Here is a 15,524-nt window from a genome sequence, read left to right on the forward strand (position 1 = left end):
TTCAGCCACCTCCCACCACCAGGCGCAGGCTGCGCCCGTCGGGCTGTGAGAAACGGGCTTCGCGGGCCGTGGCATCCAGCTGTTCCAGCCGCCAGCCGGACAGGCTCTCGCCCACCCGCAGGCGGGCATGGCGACCCTGGCTGTGGAGGGTGGCGAAGGGCTGGCCGTCCCACCAGTCGATGGCCACCAGCTCGAATGGCGGTGGCGCGGCCGCGGTCCGGGCCGCCGCTCGCTGGGCGGACTCCAGTCGGGCCAGACGCTGCTCCAGTCCGGCGAGGGTGGTCTGCTGCGCCGTGAGCTGCGCCTCAAGGGTACCGTTATTGCCGCCAGTCGGTGGGTGGGCAGTTTCCCAGGGCTTGTCAGCCATCAGGGTGTCGAGTTCGCCCCCCAATGCAGCCATGCGGCGCCCCAGATGCTGATATTGTTGCTCCAAATCCTCCAGACGTTGCTCCATCTCGTCCCATTGTTGGCGGGTTACAGATGGGGCCGGGGAGGGATCACTCAGCGGACTGGATGGGGAGAGAGGGTCGGTTGCCGGGTCAAGACCGTTGCCGGACTCCGCGTCGATGGACAGTGCCCCTGGTGTCGGCAACAACTCAACTTCTTCTGAACCGGAGTCTCCACGGGAAAAGATCAGGGTGGTTCCGACAATCATGATCAGGACCAGCGCGGCGCCACCCAGCAGCAATGGCTTGGGGGGGGCGCTGGGTTGGGCATCCGGTTGAATCGGAATCGGGTCCGGATCCAGCGGAGGAAGGGAAGAATCGGTTTGCGTCATGGCCGGTCTCCTGGGGAATGTCTCACCGGGTCTGTGCCTGGAGCATGGCTTGCCAGTCCCTTTGCTGGGACTGAATCAGGGTCTCCGCCTGGGCCAGGGTCAGGGCATTCACGGCGGCCTCGTTCGGTACCTGAAGTCGCACGCCGGTGCGCAGCAGGTTCATGTTGGGTTGGCCCTGGACGCGCAGGAAGGCATGGGGGTTGGCGTCCAGCAGGGCCACCAGGCCTTTGCGGATCGCAACCGGGTCCCCCGGCCAGAGGTGCGATGCGATGCCATGCAGAGTTTCATCGGGCTGGACCGGGCCGTACTCCCGGGATATCACTGGGCTGGGTGTCACCCAGACGGATTCAGATGGGGCAGGTGGCTCCTGCGGCCGATCCGGCAACGGTGACCAGCCATCGTGCATCGTGACGGGGGGCAGGGCGCCAAGGACGTAGCGGTCGCGGAAGGCTTCCCGCAGTTCGAAGGCCACCAGGCGATGCACCGGATCCACCGATAACTGCCAGGGCTCGCCGGCCAGGGTGGTCAGTGCCTGGTCCAGGGGCATGGGACCGAGGCGGCGATGGACCTCCGGTAGCGGCCGGCTCAACAGGACCGGCAGTTGGGGATCTGCATGCCGGGGCTGTGCCAGCTGGAATCCGCTTGGTGGCAGCAGGTGATGGAGGGCATCGCCCACGGTCCGCACCGACTGGGTCGGGAAGGTCACATCCACGATCACCGCCAGCGGACGGGTCTGCTCCTGGGTGGGGACGGGGGCCACGGTGAGATAGCGTCCGACCTGGACCTCGTGGGCGGTCGCGGTCCCGCCGAGACACAGCGCGGGTATCGCAAGGATGGCCAAGTGCCGCTGTCGCATGATGCTCTCCTGGGGTAGTGCCCACGCCGGCGGCGTGGGCGGTCCTCGCAAGGGACATGTGCCCACGGTGATGGCTATGTGCCGCGGGCAGGGAGATCATTCACGGAAGATCAGAGGGGCGACAATGGGAAATGGTTTTTTGCGCGGGGGGTAATTTTTCAGAGCCCTCTGTCCACGGGGGTGTGTCGTGGTCCCCCAGCGCATCCCGGCCAGGTCAGTCGGTGGTTTACCCCAGGGTGGAGGACCGGCCAAGCCAGGGGCGGGTATGGCACACTGACGAGGTGATCACCCGCTGGCTCAAGCGTCACCTCAGACGGTTGGGTGCCGAAGCCGAGCAGGCGCTGGAAGAGATCAACAGTTTGGTGGAGGACCATGCGATGCTGGCGGAAAATCTTCAGACGTGGGCGGAGAAGGAGCGGCAGAAGGGACGGCAGGAAGGACGGCAGGAAGGTCAGCGCTTGGCAGCCATCAACCTGCTCAAGCTGGGTTTGTTGACCGACGAGCAGATCGCCCAGACCACGGGCCTGCCCCTGACCGAAGTGATTGCCCTGCGCTCGGGTCAGGCTCACTGAAGGTCAATGTGTTCGGCCTATCAGAAAGGCACGAGAGCGGGTGGGCGAAGTCAGTTTTTCCGCCCTAGACTCAACTCATGCCGGGCATGATGGGCACCACAGTTTTCAAGAAGGTAGAGGCGAAGGATGCCCCGCAGGGCATCCCGTCGCAGTCGATCATGTGTGGATGAGGGTCATGCCCGGAATAAAGCGGTCAATCCAGGCCGTTGACGGAGTCAAGCCGGAAAACCGGCTTCCCTCTGCATGGATATGCCAACTGGCCTTGCCGTTCAAGCCGTGACACATCACTGCTGCCGATCCGTATTGAGGGAACAGGATCGCAAAACTTGCAGGGCGCGGCTGTGCCGCACAAAGGGGCCCGCCAGGCTGCCGGCGGCGGGCAACCGGTGCGGTTCAGAAGGCCCAAGGCCTTCCCGGAAGCCTGCCTCCTGGGCAGACCTCGGGGAAGGCCTTGATGCGCTAAGGTAGAACGGCATCGGTTGGGTCCTGCAAGCAATAGAGCCAGGTGATCAGAAGATCACCCGGCTTGCTGTCGAAATAGCGCCTGTCACATGGGCGCGAAGAAGAAAGGCCCGCTGCGAGGTTTGCTGGTCGCCAGGGACTTTGACCAGCGCGGGACCAGGACCGGGATCCGCACCTGCCCCTTCTCACGGTCCGTAGGGGCTTTGGGCGCCGACCGAAGTCGGCGTGGGGTGCCACTGAAACCGTAGTGGCCACGGGTGAAATCACTTTCATTATAGCGAATGCCGCGATGGAGCGTAGTCACACCGACTTGGCTCCAGATCCTGGGGCTCAATCTCGAATTGCCATCGGATGACGAAGCGGGGGCTCTGTGTGTCATGGGCTGTGTGGTTCATGGGCGTGACTCCTTTGGTGAAACAACCGGACACGCCATGCCCCGACCGGGGAATGACGCCCCGGTCGGGTGGGTGAAAAAAGATCTGCGCGGGTCAGATCAGGCCCCGCTCCGCAAAGCTCAGGGTCTGGTCCGCCTCATGACCCACGATCAGGTGGTCCAGAACCCGAACGTCCACCAGTGCCAGTGCCTCTCGCAAGCGCCGGGTCATGGCTTCATCGGCCCGGGAAGGATCGGTGACCCCTGAAGGATGGTTGTGGGCAATGATCACGGCGGCCGCGTTAAGCTGCAGTGCCGCCTTGACCACTTCCCGGGGATACACACTGGCCCCGTCAATGGTGCCGCGGAACATTTCCTCGTAGGCGATCAGGCGATGCCTGTTGTCCAGAAACAGGACCGCAAACACCTCATGTTCCCGCGTGCATAACTTCAGATGCAGAAACTTGCGGACCAAATCCGGACTGGTGAGGGGGGTATCGGTTTCATCCGAAACCCGATACTTCAATCGGGATTCGAGAATGCTCGTGGCGTAGGCCACCACCTCGTCGTCCGACAGTTCAATGATCGAGACAGCCTCAGACATGACGCATCTCCTGATAACACGCTGGACACGCCATGCCCCGACCGGGGCATGACGCCCCGGCAGGGTGGTTGAAAGGATGGATCCAGGCCCGAAGGCCTCGGCGCCCTCCATTCAGCGGTGGTAAGATGACCTTGATTACCCCTGCGACGAGGTCTGGGCGATGAAGGTCATTGATGGTCAACGTTCAACCCTCGAACAGGCGCTGACACGTGCGCTGTTCAGGGGCGAATCCGAACGGTTTGATCAGATCAACACACTACTCAAACCGCGTTGCGTGAAACTCAGCGTGATTTCGCCTTCAGATCGAGACGCGAGAGCAATTCCTCGTCGATCAGCCGAAGAGCGAGCTTGATGTCAGCGCGCGCCTCCGGTGTGCTCAAGTGAGAGCGCTCTCCCCGTGGTGGGTCAAAAGAATAGGATCCAGGCCCGAAGGCCTCGCGTCTCTGCCGAATCCGCAGACGCTCAGGTGCCACTGAAAACCGCAGTGACCACGGTAAAAACCGGCCTTTCCCCACCGCCCGGCCACTGCCCAGACCTTGGGGAAAGGCCGCCCCAGAGGGGCGGCGAAAGTCAAAAACGTAGTTGATTGGGCGTCACCTGGCTGGACTTTATGCCGAACCACTGACCAGAATCGCTCCAGGTGATCCAGATCCAGCCCTCTCGTACGCATTGACCCGAGAGGTACCGGCCACCCTGGTATTCGACGAAGGCGCCATCCGCGGCGGTGTCATAGCCCAGACGAACCTGACTCCGGGAAACCTCCTGAATGTCGTTCATAGCCATCTCCTATGCGACCAGCCGCTTGTCAGATGTGCATCACAGAAGATGTCGGGGGCATCCGCTATTTTGAGCATGGTGAATCACCTCATGTTGAGCCGATGTCGCCATGCCCCGACCGGGGAATGGCGCCCCGGCAGGGTGGTTGAAAGGATTGATTCAGGCCCGAAGGCCTCGCGTCTCTGCCGAATCCGTAGACGCTTCAAGGGTGCCACTGAGAACCGCAGTGACCACGGTCAAAATCAACCTTTCCCCATCGTCCGGCCATGCCAGCCAGACGCTCGGGAAAGGCCGCCCCGGGAAGGGGCGGGACAAGGGGTATGAAGGCCCTCAATCGCGAGCAGTTTTACGGGTCATGGCATGATGCCATTGCCTGATCACATTCTCGGCTCCCTCGATATAGCCATGAATTTCCCGCTTGGCATTCATGTCCATGGCCAACGTGGCCAACACGTCCTGCTGGAGATCCCAGTCCAGGCCACGCAGGTCATTGAGGTTCATGGGCCAGGCTTCGCCGTTGTAGAGGCCAAGCAGAAAACGTCGGATACGAATCGACTGTCCGGTATTGTTCTGGGCCACACTGAACAGCCGTTCCAATGCGGCAACGCCCTGCGTCTCCCGTTGATCAATGATCTTCACCATCTGATCACGTCTGGCCAGATAGTCATTCATGGCGGCGACGATATCGTTATTCATGGTGGTTGCCTCCCAGGCGACGCTGAGCGGGTTCGTCGATTCGAACCTGCCCGTTCAAGGCGATATGGATCATCAGTGTCTGGCTACCGTCCAGCTGGATTTCATACTGCCGGTTTCCCCGTGGCAGCAGCTGACGGACCGGCAAACGCCGGATGGCCTGGATGTAGGGCTGCATATATGCCTCCATTGAAAAATGGGGCAGCAGCCCTCCAGGGGCTGGTTGCCCCTGTTGGGTGAAAGGAAGGATTCAGGCCCGAAGGCCCCGCGTCTCTGCCGAATCCGCAGACGCTCAGGTGCCACTGAAAACCGCAGTGACCACGGTAAAAATCCGTCTTTCCTGAAACCTCGATGGCGAGGACTCAGGAAAGACGCCGTCGATGACGGCGTCTTTCGGGACTATGCAGCCACCAGTTCCAGGTGGTCGCAAGGCGGTATCCGGGCCGTCAGCCCGAGCTCTTTGCGCAGCAAACCCATGAAGGCATCACGAAGTCTGGGGTCCAGCTTTTGCAGACCTGGGAAAATACTGGCAGCAGCGCGCTCAAGGCTTCTGATCCCGTTGAAGTAATGTCCGCCTTCAGCGGCCGGACGCATCAGGATTTGACGAGCTACCTGTCTGGGGGTCATGGCGTATTCCTCTTGGCTGGTGGCGACCTTCAGGGGTCCACCAGAGCCCCCACACGGGGACTTTGGTGGACCCCCGAGGGTGGCCGTGGCCAGAGAACACCATTCCCCGCCGGGATGGGTTCCCGGCCAGGGTGGTTGAAAGGATGGATCCAGGCCCGAAGGCCTCGCGTCTTCGCAGAATCCGCAGACGCTTCAAGGGCGCCACTGAAAACCGCAGTGACCACGGACAACATCGCCTTTCCAAAACATCCCCCGGTGCTTTGGAAAGGCGCCGGGACATGATCCCGGCACCAAGAGTCAAGCAGCTTTCAACCGCCAGACTTTGTCGTTTCCATCAAAGCGATAGCCTCGTGCCTTCAAGGTCTCTTTCTTCCTGAAAAAATCCGGGTCGTCTTTCGACAGCCTGACCTCTTCGGGGAGAAGATCCTCAAGATCATCGTTGCAATCGCGTTCAGCCACGGCCATGGCCGGTGACGGGTGCTGCTGGCTTGTCGATGACTCCGGACGTTCGTCATGACTTTTGGTGTCATCCACCTTCTCAGCCTTGTAGACCATTTCGCCGTTGATCTTGATCCAGTGAATCTTGAGCAGGCGGGCCTTCAGCGAGACGCCGGTTTCACCCTTCTTTTCACCTCTTTCGTAAGTGAACAAGTCGGGGTACAGGTCGCCAAGCCGGAACCCGACCAGTACCTGGGTCCTGAGCGCGGTTCCATCGGCTGCCTGCCGACCACGATCATTGATCTGTTCCATGTACTGGCGGATCAGAGCCTGAGCTTCCGCGCCATTCACCCGGCAGTCAAAACGGGTGAATTGCACGTCATCGGCAGCGCCATGCATGGCATTGATATCGACAGCCAGGAAAGCATCTCCCCGGCGCACGGACACCTCACGGGCACGCCGCAAATAGCCAATGCCATTGATGTGCAAGTCGAAAAATTTGGAATCGGACATGGGATGTCTCCTTAACAAGAAAAAAGGAAAACACCATGCCCCGTGACGGGAAGGTGTTTTCCCGTCGGGATGAAATGAAGACCAGCATGCCGGTCTTGAGGGTGTATTACATGAAGCGGATCGCAGCCAGCAGGACACCACTAAGAACAACCATCATGCCACCCATGCGGATGGTCAACTGAAGGCCCAGCTTGTCCATGCTTGATTCCAGCCGCCAAATATCACCCTTCAGTCTCCGAAAGTCGGCCTGGGTAGCCTCCCTCAGCTCCTGAATGTCGGCCTGAGTAGCCTCCCTCAGTCTCTGGAAGTCGGCCCGGGTAGCCTCCCTCAGCTCCTGAAAGTCGGCCTGGGTAGCCTCCCTCAGTCTCTGGAAGTCGGCCTGGGTAACCTCCCTCAGTCTCTGAAAGTCGGCCTGGGTAGCCTCCCTCAGCTCCTGAATGTCGGGCTTGGTGGCCAGGCTTGATTTCAGCATCTCACGGAACACTTCCGCCTGAGCTTCGGCCAACGCTTCGGTCAATGCTTCGGCCTGACCATCGGAATAGCCGGCGTTCTTTAGCTTCTTGGCAAATGCCAGGGTGTCGAATGCGTGCATAACGCTCATGATGGCCTCCAGTTTGATTGATGCCGGGAGACCTGTAACCCGCCGGGTAAGGTTCCCGGGGGTGGGTGGTGTAATGAAGGATTCAGGCTCGCAAGCCACGCACCTCTGCCGAATCCGTAGATGCTTGAAGGGCACGGCGATGACCTCGCCGCCAGGGTAATACTACTTGTATAGACAAGGCGTCCCCGAAATGTCAAGGCCCTCGATGGGTGTGAATGATGACCGGTCACATGACGTGCTCCATGTTCATCAAAAGGGTGGGGTGACGATGGCGTCCCTGGCAGGACGGTTGCCTGGCAACCGATTCTGACCACCGTCACCCCATTGAACTGTAGCCAGCTATTTCGAGCAATATCGGCGGGTATCTTCCCAGGCCAGGGGTTCTCCTGACTGGGCATAGCGCGTGATACGAACCACCTGATAGTCGTCGCTCATGAAACTGAGCATTTCTTCGATTTCAGATAATTCACACATCGTGCCGTCCGGCCACAAGGCCCTGAGATCATCATCGTTCACGGTCAGCCCCTTGCCGGTGATCGGACGTGTTGCGGCGATGGGCGCCCGATGGCTTTTTCCCCGGCTTGCCACGACTGTCCGGCAGGGTCTGGCGGCACTCCGGATACCCGCTGCAGCCCCAGAAAAACCCGTCTTTACTCTTGCGTCGCCGCAGAGATTTGCCACAGGCGGGGCAGGGGTTTGCCACCTGCCCCTGGGCAATGACACCGGCCCCACCGGACCTGGCAGCCGACTGCACACGCTGCACCAGGACATTCACCCACTGGGTCTGCTGGTTCAGGAACCCGCCCAGATCCTGACGGCCCTGGGCGATGTCATCCAGGGCCTGTTCCCACAAAGCGGTAGTCGCCGGGTCCTTGACCGGTGCCGGCAGGGCATCGATCAAGGCTCGGGCCGTGTCCGTGGACACGAGATGCTTCTTCTGTTTGACCAGAAATCCCCGTGCCAGCAGGGTTTCGATGATCCCGGCCCGGGTGGCCTCGGTACCGATGCCCGAGTTCTCCTTGAGCATCTTCTTCAGTCGCGGATCTTCCACCAGACGTGCCACATGCTTCATCGCTGCGATCAGCGTCCCTTCCGTGAAACGGGGTGGCGGTGTGGTCTTTTTCGCCACCACCTCTGCCTGAATCACCCGGCACTGATCATGCCGGGCCAGAGGGGGCAGGACCTGCTCCTCTGGCTCCCGATCCTCTTTCCTGAACAAGCATCGCCAGCCCACGACCGCCACCTGCCTGCCGGTGGCCTTGAGTTGATCCTCGCCGGCCTGAATCAGCACCTCGGTCCGGTCAAACTCATGGCGGGGATAAAACTGCGCCAGATACCGCCGCCGGATCAGATCGTAGATCAGCCGTTCCGAGTCACTCATGGCGTCCACTCGACACGGTGCAGTGGTTGGAATGATGGCGTGGTGGGCCGTGATCCTCGTATCGTTCCATGCCTTGGACTGGAGGGTGGGATCCGCACCCTGTACCAGATTCCCGATGCCGGGGTCCGACCGCACCAGTGCTGCCATGACCTGAGCCACTTCACTCAACTGCGAGGTGGGCAGATACGGGCAATCGGTGCGCGGATAGGTGGTGGCCTTGTGCTTTTCGTAGAGCGCCTGGGCGCAGTCCAGGACCTCCTGGGCACCCATGCCCCAGCGCCTGGACGCCTCCTGTTGCAGGGTTCCCAGATCCAGTGGCAGCGGCGCAGCCTCCCGCACCCGCTCGGTCTCGACACTCACCACCGCGGCAACAGCGCCGGACAATCGCTGCGCCACCTGGCGGGCCGTGGATTCACTGACACAGCGGCCCTCGGCATCCGCCACGGTCTCCGGCGGCACCCAGCGGACCACAAAGCCTCCATTGGGGTGGCCCACCTGCGCCACCACTTCCCAAAATGGCTTGGGCACGAAGGCCTCGATGTCCCGGTCTCGATCAACCACTAGGCGCAGCGTCGGGGTCTGTACCCGGCCGACCGAAAGCACGCCCTCATGGCCGGCTTGGCGACCCAGCAGGGTATAGGCCCGGGTCAGGTTCATGCCCACCAGCCAGTCGGCGCGGGCGCGACCAAGGCCTGCCAGATACAGGGGGTAGGTCTTATCGCCAGGCAACAGATTGGCCAGTGCCTTGCGGATGCTGGTCTCGTCCAGGGCGGACAGCCAGAGTCGCCGCACCGGACCCTGGTACCGGCAGGCATCCAGGACTTCCCGGGCGATCATCTCGCCCTCCCGGTCCGCATCCGTGGCGATGACCACCTCCGTGGCCTGGCCCAACAGTTGCCGGATAACCTTGAACTGCTTGCGGGCGCTGGCCTTCACTTCCTGGCGCCATTGCTCCGGCAGGATGGGTAGCGCATCCAGGGACCAGCGTTTGTAGGCGTCACCGTACTGATCTGGGGATGCCATCTCCAGCAGGTGTCCGAAACACCAGGTCACCGTGTCTGTCTGTCCTTGCAGGCAACCATCCCCCTTGCGGGTTGCACCCAACACCCGGGCAATATCGCGCCCCTGAGAAGGCTTCTCGCACAGCCAGAGCCGACTCATGAGTCAGCCCTCCAAAGGTGTTCCAGGTCTTTGATGGAAAGGTCAGGAACATACTTTCCGGCATCCTTGGCCGCCTGAACCACCGCAAACTGCAATGGCTCATTGGCGGCCATCACTCGGTGTGGGCCCGAAGCCAGTCTGTCGCGCAGGTTTTGCAGGCGCTCCTTATCCTCGGGGTAATTCAACTCCACGTTGAGTATCTCGCCTACGATATTTGACCAATCCTGCAAGGCACGCAGCATGTCAGCCACGGACTCAGGGCGGAACAACGGAGGGGTTCTGTCAGATCTCAGCACTGCAATACCCCCGGGGTACCCTGCAGCGCCTGCAGATCCTCGGCATTCCCGATATCGATCTGCCCCAGGATCCTCGCTATCAACTCGGTGCGGTCATCCCCCTGCTCCAGAGCCTGCTCGATCAACTCAAGACGGCGGATCTCGTGATCACTTGACACGGCAGTGATCGTCCAGGGTTCCGCCTCGCTGCACGGGCAGGCGGACTGACGGAAACGTTCGAAAATTTTCTGCTGTTCATCCTCGAAAAGTGCGTCGTCATGGATGGTGTACACCACCGTCAGATGCCTGGGCATGGGCGACCTCCACTGCGATCCATCGTGAGCGGTAAATCCCGTCTGAACGCAGGAAATAATCGGCCTTGCCCCGCACTGGCCAAGCCCCTGGCCGTAGCCAGGTCCTGACGGGTCTCGATCCACTCCATCACCAGCAGCGTGCGACTGGGAAGGCAGTGCCGGAGCCCCTGGAGCACTCTCAGTGCATCCGGACAATCCCGGGTCAGGTGGAATAGAGGGCCCGCCACCTTGACCATGTCAGCGCCCCCCGGAATGGCGGACAGACGTCCCAGCCCATCCATGCCGTCACCCAGATCGTCCAGGGCGATCCGAAGCCCATGATTGACTCGCCACTCAGCCAGCCGGCGTCCTGCCTCATACTGGGTGCGCCGGTCCATCCAGGGTTTTTCGGTCCACTCAATGACGAGGTGGTGTCGCCGTGCGGCCGCGCAGATGATGCGGTCGGTAATCAACAGGATTGTGGGGGTGTCGAGGTTGAGATGCAGCTCATGGGTAGTCAGCCGATGCTGTCCCAGCCATTCCAGCAATACCCCATCCGGTGGGGTGCCGTTCCCTCGATAGAGCAGTTCCATGCCCAGAATCGGCCACTGACTGCCGCTGCGAATACCTACGACCGGTTCGAGCGCATAGCTGAGAGAGGTCATGCCCCAGCCCTCCTGGCTTGCCGATCTTCCGGAGACCGGGTCAGGCCCGGGCAGGGAGTGCGGTGGTCCAGCATCCATCCACCTTCCCCCGTGAAGCGCGCAATACCCTGTGATTCCAGGGACTCCAGCGCCAGGCGTACACGGGACTCATGCCGGGTGAGAGTGATTCGACGGGCGATCCAGGACAATGTGGCGGGCTGGCGCAGTTCTTCCAGTACCAATAACACCTGCCGCTCCAGCGGAGTACGGACATGCGGCCTGGGCGCGTTAGCGTTCATGATCCCGGGCTCGCAACTGAACAGATTCCACCCGGCCAAGCTCCAGTGTGACGTGGGTGGCGGTCAAGCGCAGTTCAGTTCTGGGGCCTTCTTCTGATTCCCAGCTGTGCTCCCGCAGCTTGCCTTCCACCCGCACCCGCATGCCCTTGAGCAAGACCCGCGCGCAATGCTCAGCCAGCTTTCCCCAAGTGGTGACGGTCAACCAGAAACCGCCGTCCTCTTCATAGGTGCCATCATCCTGAAGTACGGAGCGATCAAAGAAGACGCGGATGTCAGTGACGGTTTTTATTTCACCATCCACTGGCACCTTGCGCGTATTGGGAGCACTTCCCAGGTTGCCACTGCCTTTGAATTCAGCACTCATCGCGGTCTCCTTGTTCACACATCCAGCGTGATCAAGGAAACCATGTGAACCGCTATCGGACCACTGGAAATGGTTTATTTTCCAGTCGTCATTTTCTCCTCAAGTTCTGTTATCTCCTCCAGGTGGTTTATGTAATTACGCAGTTTGTCCCGCTCACTCAGAGATAGCCTGTAGTGTAAATTCACTGTCGCAATTCTCCGGTCCATCTCAAAGACATAAACCCTCGCCTTGGGCGGAAGCTCCCGGAGTTCATGGTCAGCGTTTTTCGTCAGCGTCAGATAACTCTGCAGCGCGGCACAAGGGGCACGCTTCCGCCACCGAAGAGATATTCCCCCGCCATAGTTGTGGATGGAGAGATTCATGGGCGGTTTCTTGAATACGGACTTCCATTCACGGATCAGCTCGCGCATGGAATCCAAGGCGCTTGCCATCTCCTGTTCCGCGACAGCCAGCTTTCTGCGTGCCTCTCCCAGCGGGACGATCTGAATTTTTGTCGGAGTAGCCATCGGTACCATCACCCCTTACCCTTAAAGGGTAATAAAGGGCCCTTTAGAGAATTTATCTAGTCAGGCGGCACAGTCTTCTATCTAGTCCGCGCCCCTCCTGCTTTATCTATCCAGCGTCGTTATCATCACCGGGCGGGTTACCGTCTGGTTCTGCCTCAGACTTCCCGGCACCCGATCTTCGGCTCGGCAAGGCCCTGGTTCCCGAGGAAGCTAAAAATTTGATCCGTTCCAGTCGTTCCAGTCGCTTCCGAGCGTCCTTCTTTCTATGCTCAGGCCTGATCCTCGGCCGTAGCTCCCCGGTCAAAACCTCCTGCGGCAGTTCTCCCATGGCCTCGATCGCGGCGCGTGCCTTGGCATTGTTGGCTGCCATGTCATCCCGGGTGACGCCACAGTATTTGAATCCCTGGGCCGATGAAAACGCTCGCCTCACCAGTCGCCCACCATTCTGATGCAGCATCCGTTCACTCTCATCCCGAGACAGGAGTCCCACGTGCCTGGCCGTCAGAACAGCCCGGGCGAACTGATCATAGTCGGAAATCAGATAGGCTCCCATGTAGCCATAGGGGTTGGCAAAATGCAGTGGAATACGCACCGGCTCATGGGATTCGGCGACAGTGATCTGAACGCCCTGGACGCCCTGCAGGCGCTGCTCGATCTGTTGCTTCAGATGTTTGAGTTCTTCATGCCCATGTTCCAGGTTTTCCTGTGTCTGCAGCAGATACCAGTCGGCATAGGGATCATCGAGTTCACTGGCATCCCAGAGCCTGCGCATCAGCATTGCGAATCGAATCAGACCGATGATCGCCGGTGGATCGTCCTTCTCATACTTGCCTCGGCCAACCACCAGTTTCTGGGCATAACGGGTTTGCACCAGGAGCTCGGCCTGGCCGCGCAATCCCCCGGGGCTTGTTGATGCCGAACGATAATCCACTGCCGGATCGGCATGGTAGGGAAGCTCCCGTTTCCGGGGCTTTTCGTCGTCTTGATCACTCATCGGGAATTTCCGTGTTGTGATGCCTGGTTCATCAGTTGTTGAATCGTCTGGCGTATTCGTGCGGGATGACGGATACCCTGGAAACGGATGTCAATTTCACCGGTCCCTGCTGAAGCAAACTCCAGGTCACCAATACCAAACAGGCGCCCAACAATGGACTGTCTCAGACCCACTGAGCGCACATGCTGAAGCTGCACCTTACGTGTGGCTCTGGCGATGATGCCGACACATTCTTCCACGGCATCAGAGGTGATGCGATAGGTTCTCACATAACGCTGATAGATCCACTGCACCAGTGATCCGGCTCCGATCAGCAGACAGATCGAAATCATTATCCAGCTGGGATCGAAAGGCAGGTTGCTGATCAGCCGGGCCGTTCCGTCGCGACCCAGAAAGTACATGAGCATGCGCACCGTCAGTTCATCGGCCATGATGATCCCAGCCAAAGACAGTGTGGTAAACACACCCTGCAGCCAGCCATTGCGCCAGGCGGGCCGCAGGGTGAGAGGTGCTACTAGGGGGCGAGATGGTAAAGCCATGGCCTGCTGATCCGCCGGCAGGGTCCTGGCAATCCGGAAGCCATCCGGTGTTTCAATCACCATGTAGCCGTGACCTGCTTCCTTCAGCAACAGGTCACGCAACCGTGCCGCCTCGGCAAATGTACCGGCAGCAGGCCAGTCCACGATGCGGGCGGGATGGGATGAGGAAGTATCCACCATGGGCTTTTGTGCTCCCGGCTGTTAGAAATGTCAGCAGCAGGAACCGCTGACGGCCTTTGCATGAGGCCGCATCTTCCTTGATGACGCGTCATCTTTCATCAGAAAACGGTATTTGCGCAGGGTACGGATTTTTCATCGCGTGTCACACAGATGCCCCAGGTGCTCCCTGGCCAGATCCACCAGGGCCGGCCGTCTGCTGGATCTGGCGTCGGGCAGCTGGATGAGGTTCTGGAAATACTCATGGTTGAAGACGATCTCCTTCCGATAAATCACCTGTTGATTCTCGATGGAGATCACCATGTCCATGGCTTCAGTCAGGGCTCCATCCTCACCGTCCCGTTTCATCTGATGTTTGATGAAACACAGGTCCAGCGTGAAGAATCGTTTGCGTCCGTCCGGAGCTGAACCCCGGGAAATGCGCCCTTCATCGGTGATGCTGGCAGCAGGAACATGGCTGCGGACGGCATTCCGCAGGGCTTCCGAGGTAATCTTCTGCATGAACAGCGGCTGGGAGTCCGTCATGTATGCAAACACCCATGGGATGTTTGTCAGGGTGGCGCCTGTATAGAGGTAACCTTTCTCCGCACGATAGGTATCCAGCATCTTCCGGAGCATGGCGGTGGAGAAGACCAGGCCGGTTTCCTTCTGAATCAGGTAGACCACTCGATCAAACTGGGTCATCAGGGTCTGGAGTATCTTCAGCGGCAGGCCATCCAGACGTTGCTTTCTGTCGGTTTTCTGGTGGGGGCGAGGCTTGAAAAAGGGGCAGTTTTCCCTGGCCTCCGGATCATGCGGAGCCAGGTCTTCGCCCCCGGTGGCCAGGTGTCTGCCGAAGGGTCTGTTGACCCGGGGGGGCAGGTGATAGAGGCCGATGATCTGGATGGGATTGTCGCAGGCCGGGCACACCGCGAACTGAACTTTCTTTCCTTGCCGGTTGAACTGATACCACGGCGGTTTGCACAGCGTATCCGCTTCGAATTGCGTCTTGCTGATCGTTCGCTGACCTGTTTCCCCGGGTCTGAGTTTGTAGACATCCATGGCTTCCCTCCTTGAGTCAGTCAGTGCGCACAATCGTGTAACACCCCCTGATTTGTGTCCACCACTCAGACGGCAGCTCAGGCACAGCCCCTTCTCGCTCGGCAATTTCCAGACACTGCAGAATGGTCGTGAGATCCAGGGAAAAGGTGTGGTGGCGATCCCGCATTGCAAAGACCAGCTCATCTTTGCCGGGACAGGTATGCGCGCCCAACTCAGGGTCGCTCATGGGCTGGGCTCGGTTATTGAGAATGTTGCTGTGGTCCATGGGATAGCTCCTGGTGAGATTGGTGATGTGGGCAGTCTCCGGCAGGGTGTGCCCGGGGCACACCCCCCTGGATCCCGGGCAGCCACCGGCAGGGTGTGCCACTGGCACCCCCCTGGATCCCGGGCCGGTTCCGGTAGATAGGACAGGGGGTGCGAGTCGCACCCCCCCCTGATCCCGGGCAGCCACCGGCAGGGTGTGCCACTGGCACCCCCCTGGATCCCGGGCCGGTTCCGGTAGATAGGACAGGGGGTGCGAGTCGCACCCCCCCCTGATCCCGGGCAGCCACCGGCA

General features: G+C 60.3%; 21 protein-coding genes and 1 pseudogene. 1 reads left to right on the forward strand and 21 read right to left on the reverse strand.

The features are described from left to right. Position 1 precedes the first annotated feature (1 nt). A complete protein-coding gene (locus CKO35_RS15755; protein ID WP_200177070.1) occupies positions 2 to 778 on the reverse strand; it encodes a hypothetical protein in 777 nt (258 codons plus the stop codon). A gap of 22 nt (positions 779 to 800) precedes the next feature. Then, a complete protein-coding gene (gene pilL2, locus CKO35_RS15760) occupies positions 801 to 1,634 on the reverse strand; it encodes a PFGI-1 class ICE element type IV pilus protein PilL2 (RefSeq protein WP_200177071.1) in 834 nt (277 codons plus the stop codon). 221 nt (positions 1,635 to 1,855) lie between these two features. Between pilL2 and CKO35_RS18090 the strand changes: the two genes are divergently transcribed. Continuing rightward, a complete protein-coding gene (locus tag CKO35_RS18090; protein ID WP_242467269.1) occupies positions 1,856 to 2,206 on the forward strand; it encodes an RpnC/YadD family protein in 351 nt (116 codons plus the stop codon). 950 nt (positions 2,207 to 3,156) lie between these two features. On the opposite strand, the pseudogene radC reads toward CKO35_RS18090, so the two are convergent. The 19 genes and pseudogenes from radC to CKO35_RS15860 all read right to left on the reverse strand — a co-directional run. Continuing rightward, a pseudogene (gene radC, locus CKO35_RS15770) lies at positions 3,157 to 3,597 on the reverse strand (RadC family protein); the annotation flags it as partial. 618 nt (positions 3,598 to 4,215) lie between these two features. Next, a complete protein-coding gene (locus CKO35_RS15775; RefSeq protein ID WP_200177073.1) occupies positions 4,216 to 4,422 on the reverse strand; it encodes a hypothetical protein in 207 nt (68 codons plus the stop codon). 330 nt (positions 4,423 to 4,752) lie between these two features. Next, positions 4,753 to 5,118 (reverse strand): DUF7673 family protein, encoded by a 366-nt coding sequence (locus CKO35_RS15780; protein ID WP_200177074.1) that lies wholly within the window; start codon positions 5,116 to 5,118, stop codon positions 4,753 to 4,755. Continuing rightward, positions 5,111 to 5,293 (reverse strand): hypothetical protein, encoded by a 183-nt coding sequence (locus CKO35_RS15785; RefSeq protein WP_200177075.1) that lies wholly within the window; start codon positions 5,291 to 5,293, stop codon positions 5,111 to 5,113. Before CKO35_RS15785 ends, CKO35_RS15780 begins: the two co-directional genes overlap by 8 nt. A 221-nt stretch (positions 5,294 to 5,514) precedes the next feature. Beyond that, a complete protein-coding gene (locus CKO35_RS15790; RefSeq protein ID WP_200177076.1) occupies positions 5,515 to 5,742 on the reverse strand; it encodes a hypothetical protein in 228 nt (75 codons plus the stop codon). A gap of 297 nt (positions 5,743 to 6,039) precedes the next feature. Beyond that, the gene (locus CKO35_RS15795) at positions 6,040 to 6,693 is read right to left on the reverse strand and encodes an STY4534 family ICE replication protein (protein ID WP_200177077.1); all 654 of its coding nucleotides are present in this window, start codon (positions 6,691 to 6,693) and stop codon (positions 6,040 to 6,042) included. Between the two features lie 106 nt (positions 6,694 to 6,799). Beyond that, on the reverse strand, positions 6,800 to 7,294 hold the full coding sequence (locus CKO35_RS15800) for a coiled-coil domain-containing protein (RefSeq protein ID WP_200177078.1): 495 nt from the start codon (positions 7,292 to 7,294) through the stop codon (positions 6,800 to 6,802). 339 nt (positions 7,295 to 7,633) lie between these two features. Next, the gene (locus tag CKO35_RS15805) at positions 7,634 to 7,810 is read right to left on the reverse strand and encodes a hypothetical protein (protein ID WP_200177079.1); all 177 of its coding nucleotides are present in this window, start codon (positions 7,808 to 7,810) and stop codon (positions 7,634 to 7,636) included. Next, entirely contained in the window at positions 7,800 to 9,836 is a 2,037-nt protein-coding gene (locus CKO35_RS15810) for a DNA topoisomerase III (protein ID WP_200177080.1), read from the reverse strand. The genes CKO35_RS15805 and CKO35_RS15810 overlap by 11 nt, the downstream gene beginning before the upstream one ends. Further along, positions 9,833 to 10,078, reverse strand: coding sequence for a hypothetical protein (locus tag CKO35_RS15815; RefSeq protein WP_200177081.1), 246 nt, complete (start codon positions 10,076 to 10,078; stop codon positions 9,833 to 9,835). The genes CKO35_RS15810 and CKO35_RS15815 overlap by 4 nt, the downstream gene beginning before the upstream one ends. Before the next feature lie 47 nt (positions 10,079 to 10,125). After that, on the reverse strand, positions 10,126 to 10,425 hold the full coding sequence (locus CKO35_RS15820; RefSeq protein ID WP_200177082.1) for a hypothetical protein: 300 nt from the start codon (positions 10,423 to 10,425) through the stop codon (positions 10,126 to 10,128). Beyond that, entirely contained in the window at positions 10,410 to 11,069 is a 660-nt protein-coding gene (locus tag CKO35_RS15825) for an EAL domain-containing protein (RefSeq protein WP_200177083.1), read from the reverse strand. The genes CKO35_RS15820 and CKO35_RS15825 overlap by 16 nt, the downstream gene beginning before the upstream one ends. Then, a complete protein-coding gene (locus CKO35_RS15830) occupies positions 11,066 to 11,347 on the reverse strand; it encodes a hypothetical protein (protein ID WP_200177084.1) in 282 nt (93 codons plus the stop codon). The genes CKO35_RS15825 and CKO35_RS15830 overlap by 4 nt, the downstream gene beginning before the upstream one ends. Continuing rightward, a complete protein-coding gene (locus tag CKO35_RS15835) occupies positions 11,337 to 11,711 on the reverse strand; it encodes a single-stranded DNA-binding protein (protein ID WP_200177085.1) in 375 nt (124 codons plus the stop codon). The genes CKO35_RS15830 and CKO35_RS15835 overlap by 11 nt, the downstream gene beginning before the upstream one ends. Before the next feature lie 74 nt (positions 11,712 to 11,785). Beyond that, positions 11,786 to 12,217 carry a hypothetical protein gene (locus CKO35_RS15840; protein WP_200177086.1) on the reverse strand — a complete coding sequence of 144 codons (432 nt, stop codon included), beginning with the start codon at positions 12,215 to 12,217 and terminating at the stop codon, positions 11,786 to 11,788. Between the two features lie 106 nt (positions 12,218 to 12,323). Continuing rightward, a complete protein-coding gene (locus tag CKO35_RS15845; protein ID WP_200177087.1) occupies positions 12,324 to 13,211 on the reverse strand; it encodes a PFL_4669 family integrating conjugative element protein in 888 nt (295 codons plus the stop codon). Continuing rightward, on the reverse strand, positions 13,208 to 13,930 hold the full coding sequence (locus tag CKO35_RS15850; RefSeq protein WP_200177088.1) for a PH domain-containing protein: 723 nt from the start codon (positions 13,928 to 13,930) through the stop codon (positions 13,208 to 13,210). Before CKO35_RS15850 ends, CKO35_RS15845 begins: the two co-directional genes overlap by 4 nt. A gap of 132 nt (positions 13,931 to 14,062) precedes the next feature. Then, positions 14,063 to 14,968, reverse strand: coding sequence for a hypothetical protein (locus CKO35_RS15855; protein ID WP_200177089.1), 906 nt, complete (start codon positions 14,966 to 14,968; stop codon positions 14,063 to 14,065). A gap of 16 nt (positions 14,969 to 14,984) precedes the next feature. Beyond that, positions 14,985 to 15,233, reverse strand: coding sequence for a hypothetical protein (locus CKO35_RS15860; protein ID WP_200177090.1), 249 nt, complete (start codon positions 15,231 to 15,233; stop codon positions 14,985 to 14,987). Positions 15,234 to 15,524 lie beyond the last annotated feature (291 nt).

It is taken from the genome of Ectothiorhodospira shaposhnikovii, from assembly GCF_016584105.1.
Lineage (GTDB): Bacteria > Pseudomonadota > Gammaproteobacteria > Ectothiorhodospirales > Ectothiorhodospiraceae > Ectothiorhodospira > Ectothiorhodospira shaposhnikovii.

What these genes read in the sequence shown, in the direction of transcription:
- CKO35_RS15755 (WP_200177070.1), bottom strand. Translation starts at nt 778, where the DNA reads ATGACGCAAACCGATTCTTCCCTTCCTCCGCTGGATCCGGACCCGATT.
- pilL2 (WP_200177071.1), bottom strand. Translation starts at nt 1,634, where the DNA reads ATGCGACAGCGGCACTTGGCCATCCTTGCGATACCCGCGCTGTGTCTC.
- CKO35_RS15775 (WP_200177073.1), bottom strand. Translation starts at nt 4,422, where the DNA reads ATGAACGACATTCAGGAGGTTTCCCGGAGTCAGGTTCGTCTGGGCTAT.
- CKO35_RS15780 (WP_200177074.1), bottom strand. Translation starts at nt 5,118, where the DNA reads ATGAATAACGATATCGTCGCCGCCATGAATGACTATCTGGCCAGACGT.
- CKO35_RS15785 (WP_200177075.1), bottom strand. Translation starts at nt 5,293, where the DNA reads ATGCAGCCCTACATCCAGGCCATCCGGCGTTTGCCGGTCCGTCAGCTG.
- CKO35_RS15790 (WP_200177076.1), bottom strand. Translation starts at nt 5,742, where the DNA reads ATGACCCCCAGACAGGTAGCTCGTCAAATCCTGATGCGTCCGGCCGCT.
- CKO35_RS15795 (WP_200177077.1), bottom strand. Translation starts at nt 6,693, where the DNA reads ATGTCCGATTCCAAATTTTTCGACTTGCACATCAATGGCATTGGCTAT.
- CKO35_RS15800 (WP_200177078.1), bottom strand. Translation starts at nt 7,294, where the DNA reads ATGAGCGTTATGCACGCATTCGACACCCTGGCATTTGCCAAGAAGCTA.
- CKO35_RS15810 (WP_200177080.1), bottom strand. Translation starts at nt 9,836, where the DNA reads ATGAGTCGGCTCTGGCTGTGCGAGAAGCCTTCTCAGGGGCGCGATATT.
- CKO35_RS15815 (WP_200177081.1), bottom strand. Translation starts at nt 10,078, where the DNA reads ATGCTGCGTGCCTTGCAGGATTGGTCAAATATCGTAGGCGAGATACTC.
- CKO35_RS15820 (WP_200177082.1), bottom strand. Translation starts at nt 10,425, where the DNA reads ATGCCCAGGCATCTGACGGTGGTGTACACCATCCATGACGACGCACTT.
- CKO35_RS15825 (WP_200177083.1), bottom strand. Translation starts at nt 11,069, where the DNA reads ATGACCTCTCTCAGCTATGCGCTCGAACCGGTCGTAGGTATTCGCAGC.
- CKO35_RS15830 (WP_200177084.1), bottom strand. Translation starts at nt 11,347, where the DNA reads ATGAACGCTAACGCGCCCAGGCCGCATGTCCGTACTCCGCTGGAGCGG.
- CKO35_RS15835 (WP_200177085.1), bottom strand. Translation starts at nt 11,711, where the DNA reads ATGAGTGCTGAATTCAAAGGCAGTGGCAACCTGGGAAGTGCTCCCAAT.
- CKO35_RS15840 (WP_200177086.1), bottom strand. Translation starts at nt 12,217, where the DNA reads ATGGCTACTCCGACAAAAATTCAGATCGTCCCGCTGGGAGAGGCACGC.
- CKO35_RS15845 (WP_200177087.1), bottom strand. Translation starts at nt 13,211, where the DNA reads ATGAGTGATCAAGACGACGAAAAGCCCCGGAAACGGGAGCTTCCCTAC.
- CKO35_RS15850 (WP_200177088.1), bottom strand. Translation starts at nt 13,930, where the DNA reads ATGGTGGATACTTCCTCATCCCATCCCGCCCGCATCGTGGACTGGCCT.
- CKO35_RS15855 (WP_200177089.1), bottom strand. Translation starts at nt 14,968, where the DNA reads ATGGATGTCTACAAACTCAGACCCGGGGAAACAGGTCAGCGAACGATC.
- CKO35_RS15860 (WP_200177090.1), bottom strand. Translation starts at nt 15,233, where the DNA reads ATGGACCACAGCAACATTCTCAATAACCGAGCCCAGCCCATGAGCGAC.